The sequence below is a fragment of the Methylobacterium sp. ARG-1 genome (assembly GCF_001262595.1).
Lineage (GTDB): Bacteria > Pseudomonadota > Alphaproteobacteria > Rhizobiales > Beijerinckiaceae > Methylobacterium > Methylobacterium brachiatum.
In genome coordinates, this window is sequence record NZ_LHCD01000018.1 from 63,660 (window position 1) to 78,114 (window position 14,455).

The following is a 14,455-nucleotide window of genomic DNA, read 5'->3' on the forward strand; positions in this document are numbered from 1 at the left end:
CCATCCAGGGAAAACCGAGCCATGTCCGCCCCGATCCGCCGCCTGTTCCTGGCCGGCTTTACCGTCCTCGCGCTCGCCTCGGCAGCGCACGCCCAGGGCCGCGGCCCGGTCGCCGAGTCCGGCATCGATGGGTTCGGCGACGACGGCCAGCTCTACCAGGATCAGAACGGCGCGCTCTACGTGCGGCGCGGCGACCGCTACCTGCCCTATACTGGCCGGGCGCCAGTGATCCGCCCCGCGCCGCAGGCCGCTCCGGCGCTGCAATCGGCCCCGGTCTACGCCCCGGAGGACGGGGATCCGACGGTGCAGCGCCGCCAGGCTGGAGCGCCTCCGGCCGAGGGCCTCTCGCCGATCGAGGCCGCCAAGGCCAAGGCCGTCCTGCGGGCCCCCGATGACGGGCCGATCGACTACGCCAAGGCCTATGGGCCCATCACTGACGACGTGTTCCCGATCCAGGCCTTCAATTACAAGAAGATGAACCCGGCCTTCCTCCGGCAGGAGATCGCCTATAACGGGCCCTACGAGCCGGGCACGATCATCGTCGACCCGCGCGCCCACCAGCTCACCCTGGTTGAGCCGGGCGGGCGCGCGCGCCGCTACGGCGTCGGCGTCGGCAAGCAGGGTTTTTCCTGGTCCGGCACCGCGACGGTGAACTCGAAACAGGCTTGGCCGGACTGGTACCCGCCTAAGGAAATGATTGCCCGCAGCCCCAGGCTCGCCAGCGAGGTCGACAAGCTGCAGAGCGGCCTGGGCGTCGCCGGCGGCCTGCGGAACCCGCTGGGCGCCCGCGCCATGTATCTCTGGCAGGGCAACAAGGACACGCTGTTCCGCATCCACGGCACCCTCGAGCCGTTCTCGATCGGCAAGAGCGTATCTTCGGGCTGCATCCGGATGATCAACCAGGACGCGATCGACCTGTTCAGCCGAGTCAATGTCGGCTCGAAGGTCGTCGTCCTGAACTGATCCCGTTCATGACTCGGGGGCGCCGTCAGCTCAGGCCGCGGCGGTGCTCCCCCAGGATCCGCCGGACCGTGCCGGCCTCCGAGCGATAGACCACCGTCTCGGTCTGGATCCGGTCGGGCCGGAACCGGACGCCGCGCAGCAGCGCGCCATCGGTGACGCCGGTGGCGGCCACGATCACGTCACCGCTGGCGAGATCGACCAGATCGTATTTCCGGTTCAGATCCTCAATGCCCATCTCGGCGGCGCGCCGGCGGCGCTCCGGCGTGTCGAGAATCAGCCGTCCCTGCATCTGGCCGCCGATGCACCGCATGGCGGCGGCGGCCAGCACCCCCTCGGGCGCGGCGCCGGTACCGAGATAGATGTCGATGCCGGTCTCGGCGGGGCTCGCCGTGAAAATGATCCCGGCGATGTCGCCGTCCGAGATCAGCCGCACCGCGGAGCCGGCCGCCCGCACCTCGGCGATCAGGCCGGCATGGCGCGGCCGGTCGAGGATCAGCGCCGTGATTTGGTCGGGCTCGACGCCCTTGGCCCGGGCGAGCGCCGCGATGTTGTCGGCTGGGCTCGCGTCGAGATCGACCAGGCCTGCCGGGTAGCCGGGGCCGATCGCGATCTTCTGCATGTAGACGTCGGGTGCGGCCAGCAGCGAGCCGCGCTCGGCCATGGCCATCACGGCGATCGCGCCCGGCATGTCCTTGGCGCAGAGGGTCGTGCCCTCGAGAGGATCGACCGCGATGTCGACCTCGGGCCCCTCGCCGCGCCCGAGCTGCTCGCCGATGAACAGCATCGGCGCCTGGTCGCGCTCGCCCTCCCCGATCACCACGGTGCCGCGGATCGGAAGGCCGTTGAGCTCGTCGCGCATCGCATCGACCGCCGCCTGGTCGGCGGCCTTCTCGTCGCCCTTGCCGCGCAGCCGTGCCGCCGCGATGGCGGCGCGCTCCGTCACGCGGGCGAGCTCGAGGGCGAGCGTGCGCGGAACCCCGCGCGGTTCGGACTTGAGGGCCACGGCCATCGTTTCCTGCCTGTGTCCGGGCCCGATCTTGAGGTCGGATCCCGGTGGGATCGTCGTCGACCGACGCCTGTCGGCCTACGCGCGCCGCAAGAGTATCACTTATCTTGCATCAGGCGTCAGGCGCAACGCGCGGGGCTTGCATTCTTATTCACGCTCGATACGGATCACCTGGGGTGGCTCGGCGAGCAACCCGTCAGCACCGATCGCGTCGAGGGCCGCGCGGATGCTGCCCTCGGTGGCCGCGTAGGTGATCAGCACTAGTGGTACCGGCCGGCCGGACCGCCCGCGCGGATCGGCCCCGGCCCCCTCCGTGCGGCGCTGCAGGATGCTCTCCAGGGAAATCTCGCGCTCGGCCATCCGCTGGGCGACGCCCGCGGCGACGCCGGGGCGATCATGCACGGTCAGGCGGATGTAATAGCCGCCCTCGTGGCGCTGCATTTCCACACGCTCGCTGGCGCGCATCGCGGCGGCCGGCACCCCGAAGGTCGGGCGCACGATGCCGCGAGCGACGTCGGCGATGTCGGCCACCACCGCCGAAGCGGTCGCCTCGCCGCCGGCACCCGGGCCGATCAGGGTCAGCTCGCCGACCGCGTCCGCGTCGATCGTCACCGCGTTGGTCACGCCCATCACCTGGGCGATAGCCGAGGATTTCGGCACCATGGTCGGGTGGACGCGTTGCTCGATCCCGGCCTCCGAGGCCTGGGCGACGCCGAGCAGCTTGATCCGGTAGCCGAGTTCGTCGGCCATGCGCAGGTCGAGGGGCTGGACCCGGGAGATGCCCTCCACCGAGACGCCGTCGGCGTCGATGGCGGTGCCGTAGGCGAGGCTCGTCAGGATTGCGAGCTTGTGCGCGGTGTCGAAGCCCTCGACGTCGAAGGTCGGGTCCGCCTCGGCATAGCCTAGGGCCTGCGCATCCTTGAGGCAGGCCTCGAAGGTCAGGCCCTCGCGCTCCATCCGGCTGAGGATGTAATTGCAGGTTCCATTGAGGATCCCGTAGACGCGGGCGACGGCGTTGCCGGGCAGGCCCTCGCGCAGGGTCTTGATCACCGGGATGCCGCCGGCCACCGCCGCCTCATAGGCGAGCGCGACGCCGTTCGCCTCGGCGAGGGCGGCAAGCGCCGCGCCGTGGCGGGCGAGCAGGGCCTTGTTGGCGGTCACCACCGTCTTGCCGGCCTGGAGCGCCGCCTCGACCACGGCCTTGGCCGGCCCCTCGGCGCCGCCGATCAGCTCGACCACGCAATCCACCTCGCCCGAGCGCGCGAGCGCCACCGGATCGTCGAACCACGTCATGCCGGCGAGATCGAGCCCGCGGTCGCGGTTCCGGTCGCGGGACGACACGGCGGCGACGCGGATGTCGAGGCCGGAAGCGGTGAGGGTGTCACGGCGGCGGGCGATCATCCGGACGACGGACGCGCCGACGGTGCCGAGGCCGGCGACGCCGATGCGGTAGCTCACTGTCATGATTCCTTCCGTGCCGGGCGCCCGCTGGAGACCGGGCCTCCGATGCGCCGCATCTCTGCAAGAATTCCGGCTCGCCCGCAAGAAAACGCCGGCCTGGTCAGCCCAGGACGGTGCGGTGCCGAACTGCGGTCGCCACCAGGGCGTAGAGCACCAGGGCGTTGAGCAGGTGCCAGAGCGCGTGCGTCCCGGTCGGCAGCACTGCGCAGGCCGTCCGGTCGATGGTGCGCGCGGTGAGCGAGATCAGGAACAGCACGCCCACGACCAGGAGCCGCCGGCCGGTCCCGACGAACCGCGTGTCCGGGCGGTCGAGCGCCGCCACGGTGAACAGCGCCAGCACCGCCGGCAGGTAATCGATCGAGCCGTTGGTGAGGGCGGAGACGTCGGACCCGGTCAGCCCGTCGAGGGTCGGCACCAGCGTGAAGCTGAACAGCACGAAGCCGGCGGTCGCCGCCTCGACCCGCAGGCGCGGGAGTTTCAGGAACCGGTGGAGCGCCAGAGCCAGGTAGGCGACGATGAACAGCGTGATCGGGATGACGTCGGCATACATCGCCCAGGTCACCGCCAGCGTGTGGAACAAGAACGAGCCGATCCCGACCACGGCGATCAGCCCCGCGAGCCCAAGGCAGGCGCGGTCCGGCGGATCGGCCGCGCGGGCGCAGCGCGCGGACGCCGCCGCCGCCGCCAGGAAGGCGACGTTCGACGCCGCGTTGAGCGGTTCGGCCCAGAAATCCGGCCCGGTCCGCTCGCAATAAGCCATGACCGGCTCGAACCACCCCATCGTCATTCCGGTGCCTATACCTCCCCAATCTTGCGCAGTCGTGGCCTTGTCAGCGCGCCGCGAAGCGCGGATGACGGCCAGGTGGCGACCGGAAGCGAGGCGATGCGGATCACGACCTGGAACGTCAACTCCATCAAGCAGCGGCTGCCGCATCTGCTGGGGTTTCTCGACGAGGCAAAGCCCGACGTGGTCTGCCTGCAGGAGCTGAAATGCCAGGACGAGGCGTTCCCGCGCGCCGAGATCGAGGGCGCCGGCTACGCGGTCGAGACGCTCGGGCAGAAGGCCTATAACGGCGTCGCCCTGCTGGTGCGCGCGCCGCTGGCCATGTCCGAGATCCGTCGCGGCCTGCCGGGCGACGAATCCGACGAACAGTCTCGCTACATCGAGGCGCTGGTCTCCGGTTCCGACACCAAGCCGGTGCGGGTCGCCTCGATCTACCTGCCGAACGGCAATCCGGTGGACAGCCCGAAATACCCCTACAAGCTCGCCTTCATGGAACGACTGCGGATCCACGCACGCGTCCTGATGGAGGACGAGAAGGCCGTGGTTCTGGCTGGCGACTTCAACGTCATCCCCGACCCCGCCGACGCGGCCGATCCAGAGGCGTGGCGCTCCGACGCGCTGTTTCTGCTCGGGACCCGGGCGGCGTTCCGGGCCATCCTGGCCGAGGGATACACCGACGGCCTGCGTGCCTGCGATCCGCGCGACGGGCTCTACACCTTCTGGGATTATCAGGCGGGCTGCTGGCAGCGGAATGCCGGCATCCGCATCGATCACCTGCTGCTCTCACCGCCCGCCGCCGACCGCCTGGTCTCGGCCGCCGTGCAGAAGCACCTGCGCGGCCTCGACAAGCCGTCCGACCATGTGCCGGTGACGGTGGAGCTGACAACCGGGTAGCGCGCGGCTGCGGGAGGGGCGTTCAGGCTTCGAGCACGCGATAGATCCGGCGCGCGATTGGATTTTAGTATGCAGGCCGCGACACGCCCCTTCTCTCGTGCGGGAGAGGGGGCTCGCGCTTCACCCCGGGTCGTTCGCTTCTCTCCCGTATAAATGGGCGATAGGCGCATCCAGCAGCGGCTGAGCGTGAATTCACCGCAACGGCGACGCACCCTGCGGTAGCGCGATCATCGAGGTCGCGTCTGCGATCTGGTCGGGGCCGCCCTTCGGCGGCCAGAGGCCGGCGCCGGTAGCCTGAGCGCGCAAGTCGGCCCGCTGCTGCAGGCTGTCGAAGGCCCAGATATGCGTGATCCGCGGCGGCCCATCGAGGGCGTACAGGTTCACGACGAGATGCGCGGTGTAGGCCTGAGCCGGCGCGATGGCCGCCTCCCACGCCGCCAGCGTCGGCGCGAGGCCGCCGGGCTTGAGGCGGTAGGTCCGGAGCTCGTACAGCCCGCCGCGATCCCCGGTCCTGATCGGTGGCAGGAACGGGAACGGCGCGTAGCTGTCCATCTCCAGCGCCGTCACCACGGTCCCCGCATTGAACGGGTTGGCACTGAGCAGGGCGCGTCGGCGCTCGGCGGTCATGTCTTCCGGCGCCGCGAATCCCCGCAGCACGATGAGCCGCCCCAGCGCTCCGAACTCCGTTCGCCAGCAGCCCAGGAGCTGTCCCTTGGCCTCGGTGTCATCCATCCAGGCATGGACGCCCTCGGATGCCCGCCCGAGGGCAAGCAGCGGGCAGGAGAGCGTGGCGAGTTCGTAAAGCATGGGCACCTCGGCGTGTTCGAGCCTCCAAAGCTCGGGCGGCCGTTCAGTTGCCCGCAAAAGCGCCCGGCGATCCAGCTGCATCTGCCAAACCAGTTGACTGCGCCCCGCGGCTCCGGTGGAGGACAGGGGCGTCCCGCACCCACACAGGTGGACTGACCCGACATGCCGGCCCGCCCCCTCATCCGGTTTCCCGATTCCCGCCTGTCCCGACCGGCCAGCCCGGTCGACGATTTCGGGCCCAGCCTGAAAAGCCTGGCCGAGGATGTGCGGGACACGCTTCTGGCCGTGAGCGCCATTGGCCTGACGGCTCCGCATATCGGCGTTCCGGAGCGCGTCGTGGTGATCAGGCTGTCGCCGGATGAGGACCTGCGCGTCTACGTGAACCCGGAAATCCTCTGGGCGTCGCCGGATACGGCTATGCATGACGAGGGCAGCGTCAGCATGCCGGGCGTGCGCGAGCGGATCACGCGGCCCGCTCGCCTTCGCTTCGGTTATCGCGATCTCGACGGATCGATTCACGAGGAGGAAGCGGACGGCTTTCCGGCCGCAGTCATCCAGCACGAGATCGATCAACTCGACGGGATCTTCTGGATCGACCGCCTGTCGCGATTGAAACGGGACCGTTTGCTCAAGCGGTTCGAGAAGACGAAATCGACGAAAGCCGTATAAATTTTCGGTTTTCCGCGAACGCTCAGGTTGAGACGAAGACTCAGGAAAGCTGCGATTGCAACGCAGCCAGTCACAGCCCTAGAAAGGCGCCGCCTTTCCATGGGTTTCGATCATGATCGTCTACGGCAGCAGCATCTCGCCCGTCGTGCGCAAGGTCCTTGTGGCCTTGAACGAGAAGGGCATCCGTTACGAGCACCGACCGGTGGCGCCGCAGGCAGAGGATGCCGAATTCCGGGCTGCGAGCGCCATGGGCAAGATCCCGGCGATCGACCATGACGGCTTCCGGCTGGCTGATTCCAGCGCGATCCTCGACTACGTCGAGCACCTGTCGCCGCAGCCGGCGCTGATCCCGGCCGACGCTCAGGGCGCTGCCCGCGCCCGCTGGTTCGACAAGTTCGGCGAGGTCGAGCTCGATCGAAAGCTCTCCGTCGTGTTCCTGGAGCGGTTCCTGAAGCCGCGGCTGTTCAAGGTGCCGGGCGACGACGCCCTGGCGCAGCAGGCGCTCGACACACATCTGGCGCCGCTGTTCGACTATCTCGAATCCCAGATCTCCGGCCCGTTCCTGGTGAGCGGCGCCTTCGGGATCGGCGACATCGCGGTCGCGGCGCCGTTTCACAACCTCCGGCTCGCGCAGGTCGAGGTCGATGCGGCGCGCTGGCCGAAGCTCGCCGGCTGGGTAGCCCTGACCCTCGACCGACCCGCCTTCGTCACGGCAATCGCGGCCCCGGCCTGGTGAGGCGACGCGGCCTTTTCCACGAAAGGTGCGCACGGCCCGGTCGGCAGGAGGCCGATCGGCCCTATCTTCATCCCCATGGACCGACGGATCGACATCCGCCGGTCCCCTCCCCGATGGAAATGTGATGATCGTCTACGGTACCGGCTACTCGCCCTACGTCCGCAAAGTCCTGGTCTCGCTCGCCGAGAAGAGCGTGCCTTATGAGCACAGGCCGGTGATGTTCCACGCGCCCGACGCGGATTTCCAGGCCGCAAGCCCGCTCGGGAAGATCCCGGCCATCGAGGATGGCGGCTTCAAGCTCGCGGATTCCTCGGCGATCCTCTGGTACCTGGAGCGCAAGCATCCGACGCCGGTTCTGGTCCCGTCCGACCCGCAGGCCCTGGGCCGCGCGGTGTGGTTCGATAAGTTCGGCGACACGGAGCTCTTCGCCAAGCTCGTGGTGCCGTTCGTCGAGCGGATCCTGAAGCCCAACATGATGGGCAAGCCCACGGACGACGCCGCGGTCGCGAAGGCGCTGAACGACGATCTGCCGCCGCTGTTCGACTGCCTCGAGCGGGAGATCTCCGGCCCCTATCTGGTCGGCGACGCGTTCAGCATTGCCGACATCTCGGTCGCCACGGGCTTCTACAATTTCCATCTGGCCGACGCGCAGATCGATGCCGGACGCTGGCCCAAGCTCGCAGCCTACATCGCCGAGACGCTGGCGCGCCCGTCATTCAAGACCGCGCAGGACGCCAAGAAGGGCTGAGCCCGACCGGCGGCGGCTTCAGTGCCGCCGCCGGATCGAGCCGACGGTCTGGAGCTGGCTCTGGGCCTCGGTCCGGTCGTCCTCGTTGGCCGCCGCCCAGTTCTTCTCGTAGAGCGCCACGATCCAGTCGTCCTTGCGGCCCTCTGCGCCCTCGCGGGCGAGCGACAGCCACATCAGGCCCTTCACGCGCTGGACCGGCACGCCGCCCAAACCGTTGATCAGCATGTCGCCGAGCAGCGCCTGCGCCGGGTGATGGCCCTTCTCGGCCGCTAGGTTGAACCACCGCGCCGCCTGCCGGGGATCGGCCTCGACACCGGTGCCGTCGAGGTAGAGCCGGGCGAGATTGTACTGGGCGTTGGGCTCGCCGTAATACGACGCCGCGTAGTTGAACATGTCGTAGGCGCGCTCGGGATTCGGGCGCACATAGGTGCCCTTGATCCCCTCCAGGAAGTAGGTCCCCAGCGCCGTGAACGCGCTGCCGGTGACCGCCGAGTTCTGCGGATCCGGGCCATCGTCGGTGCTGGCATCGGCGATCCGGGAGAAGAACTCGAACGCCTTCAGATCGTCGTGGGGCACGCCGTCGCCCTCGGCGTACATTCGGCCGAGCTTCCACAAGGCGAGGGCATGGCCCTGCCCGGCGGCATATTCGAGGGCGCGGGCGGCACCCTGCTTGTCGCCGGCATTGTACTCGCGCACGCCGGCCCGGAGCGCGTCCTTGGCCGAGCGGTAGCTCTTATCCGCCACCGGCACCTGGACCGGCGCGCGCACGCTGGCATCGAGCGCCCGCGGCGCGTCGGTCGGCAGGGCGAGCAGGATCAGGACCCCGGCTGCGGCCGCGATCAGGCTGAGGAAGCGGGACCGACCGGGATCGGCCCCGGCCGGCGCCCTGCGCCGGCTGAGGTCAGTCCTAGACGTCCGCATAGCTCTCCGTCTCCTTGGCGCCGCCCGGATGGGTCACGGCGCCGTACAGTGCGGGGCCGACGCCCTGCGCGTATTTCCACAGGTAGCCCGAGGTCGCGGAGTTCGTCCGCGGCGCCCAGGCCTTGCGGCGCTCGGCCAGCTCCCCGTCCGACAGGGCGACGCTGAGCGTCCCCTGGATCGCGTCCAGGGTGATGATGTCGCCGTCCCGGATCAGGCCGATCGGGCCGCCGACCGCCGCCTCGGGGCCGACATGGCCGACGCAGAAGCCACGGGTGGCGCCCGAGAAGCGCCCGTCGGTGATCAGCGCGACCTTGTCGCCCATGCCCTGGCCGTAGAGGGCCGCGGTGGTGGACAGCATCTCTCGCATGCCGGGGCCGCCGCGCGGACCCTCGTAGCGGATCACGAGGACGTCGCCTTCCTTGTAGGTCCGCGACTGCACCGCCTCGAAGCACGCCTCTTCGCCGTCGAACACCCGCGCCGGGCCGGTGAAGACCTGCTTCTCAGCCGGCATGCCAGCGACCTTCACGATCGCGCCCTCGGGGGCGAGGTTGCCCTTGAGGCCGACGACGCCGCCGGTGGGCGTGATCGGCTTGTTGGCCGGGTAGACCACGTCCTGATCCGGGTTCCAGGTGACCCGGTCCATGTTCTCCGCGATGGTCCGGCCGGTGACCGTCAGGCAGTCGCCGTGCATGAAGCCGTGATCGAGTAGCGTCTTCATCAGCAGCGGGATGCCGCCGACCTCGAACATGTCCTTGGCGACGTAGCGTCCGCCGGGCTTCAGGTCGGCGATGTAGGGGGTGCGCCGGAAGATCTCGGCCACGTCGAACAGCGTGAACTCGATGCCGCATTCATGCGCGATCGCCGGCAGGTGCAGGGCCGCATTGGTCGAGCCGCCAGAGGCCGCCACCACGGTCGCGGCGTTCTCCAGGGCCTTGCGGGTGACGATGTCCCGCGGGCGGATCTGCTTGGCCAGCAGCTCCATCACCTTCTCGCCGGCGGTGGCGCAGAACTTGTCCCGGATCTCGTAGGGCGCCGGGGCGCCGGCCGAGTAAGGCAGCGCCAAGCCGATCGCCTCGGAGACCGTCGCCATGGTGTTGGCGGTGAACTGCGCACCGCAGGCGCCGGCCGACGGGCAGGCGACCTGCTCCAGCTCGTCGAGATCCTCCAGGCTCATGTCGCCGACCGCGACCTTGCCGACCGCCTCGAACAGGTCCTGCACGGTCACGGGCTTGCCGCGGAACGAGCCGGGCAGGATCGAGCCGCCGTAGATGAAGATCGACGGCACGTTGAGGCGCACCATCGCCATCATCATGCCGGGCAGAGACTTGTCGCAGCCGGCTAGGCCGACCAGGGCGTCGTAGGCGTGGCCGCGCATGGTCAGCTCAACCGAGTCGGCGATGACCTCACGCGACGGCAGCGAGGCCCGCATGCCGCCATGGCCCATGGCGATGCCGTCTGTGACCGTGATGGTGCAGAACTCGCGCGGGGTACCGTGGGCGGCGGCGACGCCCTTCTTCACCGCCTGCGCCTGGCGCATCAGCGAGATGTTGCAGGGGGCGGCCTCGTTCCAGCAGGAGGCGACGCCCACCAGCGGCTGGTGGATCTGCTCCCGGGTCAGCCCCATCGCGTAGAGATACGAGCGATGCGGAGCCCGGTCAGGCCCCTCCGTGACGTGACGGCTGGGCAGCTTCGACTTGTCGTTCAAACGCGTGTCCATCTACCCGAACCAAGCCTTCGCGCCGCCAGTCCCGAGGGTGCAGGAGACCGCGGCGCGTCGCCGTTCGCGATGCGCCGGGAGGGCCGTCCGCGTGCTCGGGAAATCCTCGTTTCGAAACGGTAAATCGTTGTCGAACTTGCCGTTTACCGCTGAGGGTGAGGTGGGCTCGGACTATGGCGGGATCGCGGCGTTTGCGGGCAGGTCTCAGGGCAGACCCGGGATCGTTTTACGGTGTTGCGACCCCGCCACAGCCACGCTTCGGGTCGATTGCCGGCATGAGACTAAGTTAAGGATAATCCAGCGAACGCCCAAGTCGGCGGATTAGGCTGAATCCACACGGCGTCTGAAGCTCACAGACACGCGGTATGGCCGGCGCCCCGCGGCTCGGAACGCTCCGCCATCATCCCGGGGCGCCACAGACGAGCCCGGGATCCGCGGCGTCCGACGACGCAAGGTCTTGAGCGATCAGCGTTTCTGGATCCCGAGGTCCACTCGCTGGCCCCGGGATGACGGGGCTCATCGATCGGATGTGGATAACACTCTCCAGATCGCAGGCGCGGGCACGGTACTGCTATTCACGCCAGCGACCCGAGAACCACTTGGCTCAGAGCGTAAAAGTAGCCCGTCCGATCAGCCGCGGCTCGGCTCCGGCAAGGCCGTCGCCGAAACACCGGATTCCAAAGCGCGGTCGCTCTCGTCCTTCAGCATCACGCCGCTCAAGCCCAGGGTCAGCGCACGGGCGAGCAGCCAGTGCAGCTTGAACGCCGCTTTCTCGTGGGTGAGGCCGGCGGCACGCACGTTCGAGATACAGTTGCGCTCCGCATCCAAGCGGCCGATGTGCGGCCCGAAGGTCAGGTAGATGCCGAGGCTGTCCGGGGAGGACAGGCCGGGCCGTTCGCCGATCAGCACCGCCACCGCCCGGGTCTTCACGGCCTCGCCGATCGCGTCGCCGAGCGCCACACGGGCCTGGCTCGCGATCACCACGGGGGCGAGGCGCCAGCCGGATGTCTCCGCCAGGGGCTTGAACGCCTTCAGCAGCGGCGCCGCGTTCTCGTGCACCGCCCGGGCCGAGAGACCGTCGGCAACCACCAGGGCGAGGTCGCTGGGCTCAGCTGCGGCCTGGAGCTTCGACATATCCGCCGGGTCGAGCCGGCGGCCGAGATCGGGGCGGCGCAGGTAGGTCGCCCGGTCGGGGGCCTGTGAGGCGACCGGAATCGTGGCGAAGCCGAGCGCCGCGATGGATCCGGCGAGCGCCGCCGCATTCATCGGCGCGTGCACGGCATCGCGGGCCTGGGCGTGGTCGAGACCGAAGCGCAGCACCTCCCGGGTCGGCAGGCCGCTGCCGGCGCGGCCGAGCCCGATCCGGGCCGGGGTCAGCCCGGCGAGCCTGGCCCAGATCTCCCGGGGGTCGTTCATGCGGCAAGGTCCGGAGCCGCGGCGAGGAGCGGCGCGCCCGATCCTGGAAGCAGCGCGCCGGATTCGTCGGTCAGGCCGATGCCGTGCAGCCAGGCCTCGAATTCGGGGGCGCGCTTCAGGCCCAGCACTTCGCGCAAGTAAAGAGAATCGTGGAACGACGTGGATTGGTAGTTCAGCATCACGTCGTCCGCCCCCGGGACGCCCATGATGTAGGTGCAGCCGGCTGCGCCGAGCAGCGTCAGCAACGTGTCCATGTCGTCCTGATCCGCCTCGGCATGGTTGGTGTAGCAGACGTCGACGCCGAGCGGCACGCCCATCAGCTTGCCGCAGAAATGGTCCTCCAGCCCGGCCCGGATGATCTCCTTGCCGTCGTAGAGATATTCGGGCCCGATGAAGCCCACGACGGTATTGACCAGGAGCGGCCGGAACGGCCGGGCCACCGCGTAGGCCCGGGCTTCCAGGGTCTGCTGGTCGATGCCGTGATGGGCATCCGCCGAGAGCGCCGAACCCTGGCCGGTCTCGAAATACATGCAGTTATCGCCGATGGGGCCGCGCTTGAGCGCCAGCGCCGCCTCATGGGCTTCTCTGAGCAGAGCGAGCGTCACCCCGAAGCCGGCATTGGCCTTCTCGGTGCCGGCGATCGACTGGAACACGAGATCGACCGGCAGGCCGCGTTCTATGGCGGCGAGTGTGGTCGTGACGTGGGTCAGCACGCAGGCCTGCGTGGGAATCGCGTGCTTCTGGATCACCCCGTCGAGCAACTGCAGCAGGTCGCCGAGCGCCTGGACGGAATCGGAAGCCGGGTTGATGCCGATCACGGCGTCGCCGCAGCCCAGCGTGAGCCCGTCGAGGATCGCCGCGGTGATGCCCTTCGGATCGTCGGTCGGGTGGTTCGGCTGGAGCCGCACCGCGAGCGTCCCGGGCAGCCCGATCGTGTTGCGGAAGCGGGTGACAACGCGGACCTTGCGCGCCACCGAGATCAGGTCCTGGTTGCGCATGATCTTCGAGACGGCCGCCGCGATCTCCGGCGTGACGCCGGGGGCGATCCGGGTGAGCACATCCGGGGTGGCGGTCAGCAGGAACTCGCGGAAATCGCCGACCGTGAGATGGGCGATTTCTTCGAAAGCCCCGGCGTCGTGCGTGTCGAGGATCAATCGGGTGACATCGTCCTGCTCGTAGGGGATCAGCGGCCGGGCCAGGATGTCGGCGAGCGGCACCTCCGCGAGGCACCAGCGCGCCGCGGCGTTCTCCTCGGCGGATTCTGCCGCGATGCCGGCGAGCCGGTCGCCCGAGCGGACCGGCGTCGCCTTGGCCATCAGGGTGGCCAGGTCGGCGAAGACGTGGGTGCGTGGGCCGACGACGTGGCGGTAGGCCATGCGGTTTCACCCCGTGCGGGATCCGAGGATCACCGGATCAGGATCACAGGATACCGTGATCCGGTGCGAATGTCCGGTCAGGCCGCGCCGGCATTCGGCGCGGGCACTTCCGTGGAGATCGCGTCGACCGTGCGCGGCATCGGGCTACCCTGCCCGTCCGTGCGCTGGATCCGGACCTGCTGGTTGACCGGCTGCATATTGCCGAAGGGCGTCGAGAAGGCGATCTCGGCGGCGTCGCGGCCGACGCCGATCCGGACCAGCCCGTCGAGATCAGCCTGTCGGGTGGCGTCGAACAGCCACCAGCGCCCGTCGAGATAGGCCTCGAACACCGCGTGGAAGTCGCTCGGCACGAGGCCGTGGGCGTAGCAGCTGACGAACCGGGCCGGGATGCCGAGCGCCCGGCAGAACGCCGTGCCGATATGCGCGAAGTCGCGGCAGACGCCGGCCCGTTTCAACAGCGACTCGTCCGCCGTGGTCTCGCCATCGCTGGTGCCCGGCTTGTAGGTGATGTGGTCATGGATCCAGTTGCAGATCTGGTTCACGCGCTGATGGCCCTTGGGCAGCGCGCCGAACTCGGCCTGGGCGAAGGGCGTCAGCCGGTCGGAGGAGACGAACCGGCTCGGCAGCAGGAACGGCAGGATGTCCAACGGCAGCTCGCCGATCGGCGTCTCCTGGATGGTTGCCGGGTCGGCCCGATGGACGGTGAGATCCACCTCCGCATTGTATTCCAGGGCGAACTGGCCCATCGGCACGTTGACGCCGAGATAGCGGTTCAGCAGGTCCGGCGTGGTGTAGACATCGCGCTTCAGGTTCGGCGTGAGCACCAGGCTCTCGCTGAGGATCTCGACGCTCTTCAGCTTGGCGACTTCCAGGTTGAAGATGAAGGTCGTGTCCGAGAGAATATTGTAGGACAGGCTGCAACCGAGGGTATAGCGCATCGGATCTCCTTGCCGGGCG

General features: G+C 69.0%; 14 protein-coding genes. 5 read left to right on the forward strand and 9 right to left on the reverse strand.

Annotated elements, in window-relative coordinates:
* The first annotated feature begins 21 nt into the window (after positions 1 to 21).
* Positions 22 to 963, forward strand: coding sequence for a L,D-transpeptidase (locus tag AKJ13_RS17630; protein WP_200905657.1), 942 nt, complete (start codon positions 22 to 24; stop codon positions 961 to 963).
* Positions 964 to 988: 25 nt separating this feature from the next.
* On the opposite strand, the gene glpX is transcribed toward AKJ13_RS17630, so the two are convergent.
* The 3 genes from glpX to AKJ13_RS17645 all read right to left on the reverse strand — a co-directional run bounded on the left by glpX (position 989) and on the right by AKJ13_RS17645 (position 4,211).
* Positions 989 to 1,972: a class II fructose-bisphosphatase gene (glpX, locus tag AKJ13_RS17635; protein WP_050734525.1), complete on the reverse strand. Its 984-nt coding sequence runs from the start codon at positions 1,970 to 1,972 to the stop codon at positions 989 to 991.
* 144 nt (positions 1,973 to 2,116) lie between these two features.
* A complete protein-coding gene (locus AKJ13_RS17640) occupies positions 2,117 to 3,433 on the reverse strand; it encodes a homoserine dehydrogenase (RefSeq protein ID WP_050734526.1) in 1,317 nt (438 codons plus the stop codon).
* Positions 3,434 to 3,530: 97 nt separating this feature from the next.
* On the reverse strand, positions 3,531 to 4,211 hold the full coding sequence (locus AKJ13_RS17645; protein ID WP_244471643.1) for a ceramidase domain-containing protein: 681 nt from the start codon (positions 4,209 to 4,211) through the stop codon (positions 3,531 to 3,533).
* 102 nt (positions 4,212 to 4,313) lie between these two features.
* On the opposite strand from AKJ13_RS17645, the gene xth reads away from it, so the two are divergent.
* Complete coding sequence (xth, locus tag AKJ13_RS17650; protein ID WP_050734563.1) at positions 4,314 to 5,108, forward strand: exodeoxyribonuclease III; 795 nt, start codon at positions 4,314 to 4,316, stop codon at positions 5,106 to 5,108.
* Positions 5,109 to 5,300: 192 nt separating this feature from the next.
* Here xth and AKJ13_RS17655 read toward each other — a convergent pair whose 3' ends face one another.
* Positions 5,301 to 5,915 (reverse strand): NIPSNAP family protein, encoded by a 615-nt coding sequence (locus AKJ13_RS17655; RefSeq protein ID WP_050734528.1) that lies wholly within the window; start codon positions 5,913 to 5,915, stop codon positions 5,301 to 5,303.
* Positions 5,916 to 6,077: 162 nt separating this feature from the next.
* Here AKJ13_RS17655 and AKJ13_RS17660 point away from each other — a divergent pair, with 162 nt between their 5' ends.
* The 3 genes from AKJ13_RS17660 to AKJ13_RS17670 all read left to right on the forward strand — a co-directional run bounded on the left by AKJ13_RS17660 (position 6,078) and on the right by AKJ13_RS17670 (position 8,068).
* A complete protein-coding gene (locus AKJ13_RS17660) occupies positions 6,078 to 6,584 on the forward strand; it encodes a peptide deformylase (protein ID WP_050734529.1) in 507 nt (168 codons plus the stop codon).
* 112 nt (positions 6,585 to 6,696) lie between these two features.
* A complete protein-coding gene (locus AKJ13_RS17665) occupies positions 6,697 to 7,320 on the forward strand; it encodes a glutathione S-transferase family protein (RefSeq protein WP_050734530.1) in 624 nt (207 codons plus the stop codon).
* Positions 7,321 to 7,444: 124 nt separating this feature from the next.
* The gene (locus AKJ13_RS17670) at positions 7,445 to 8,068 is read left to right on the forward strand and encodes a glutathione S-transferase family protein (protein WP_050734531.1); all 624 of its coding nucleotides are present in this window, start codon (positions 7,445 to 7,447) and stop codon (positions 8,066 to 8,068) included.
* An 18-nt stretch (positions 8,069 to 8,086) separates the two neighbouring features.
* Here the strand turns inward: AKJ13_RS17670 and AKJ13_RS17675 are convergent, their stop codons facing one another.
* The 5 genes from AKJ13_RS17675 to AKJ13_RS17695 form a co-directional block, all read right to left on the reverse strand.
* Complete coding sequence (locus AKJ13_RS17675) at positions 8,087 to 8,989, reverse strand: tetratricopeptide repeat protein (RefSeq protein WP_050734532.1); 903 nt, start codon at positions 8,987 to 8,989, stop codon at positions 8,087 to 8,089.
* Positions 8,976 to 10,706, reverse strand: coding sequence for a dihydroxy-acid dehydratase (gene ilvD / locus AKJ13_RS17680; protein ID WP_050734533.1), 1,731 nt, complete (start codon positions 10,704 to 10,706; stop codon positions 8,976 to 8,978). Before ilvD ends, AKJ13_RS17675 begins: the two co-directional genes overlap by 14 nt.
* A 630-nt stretch (positions 10,707 to 11,336) precedes the next feature.
* Positions 11,337 to 12,122, reverse strand: coding sequence for an ethanolamine ammonia-lyase subunit EutC (gene eutC, locus AKJ13_RS17685; RefSeq protein WP_144426287.1), 786 nt, complete (start codon positions 12,120 to 12,122; stop codon positions 11,337 to 11,339).
* The gene (locus AKJ13_RS17690) at positions 12,119 to 13,498 is read right to left on the reverse strand and encodes an ethanolamine ammonia-lyase subunit EutB (RefSeq protein WP_050734535.1); all 1,380 of its coding nucleotides are present in this window, start codon (positions 13,496 to 13,498) and stop codon (positions 12,119 to 12,121) included. The genes eutC and AKJ13_RS17690 overlap by 4 nt, the downstream gene beginning before the upstream one ends.
* A 77-nt stretch (positions 13,499 to 13,575) precedes the next feature.
* On the reverse strand, positions 13,576 to 14,436 hold the full coding sequence (locus AKJ13_RS17695) for a transglutaminase family protein (RefSeq protein WP_050734536.1): 861 nt from the start codon (positions 14,434 to 14,436) through the stop codon (positions 13,576 to 13,578).
* Positions 14,437 to 14,455 lie beyond the last annotated feature (19 nt).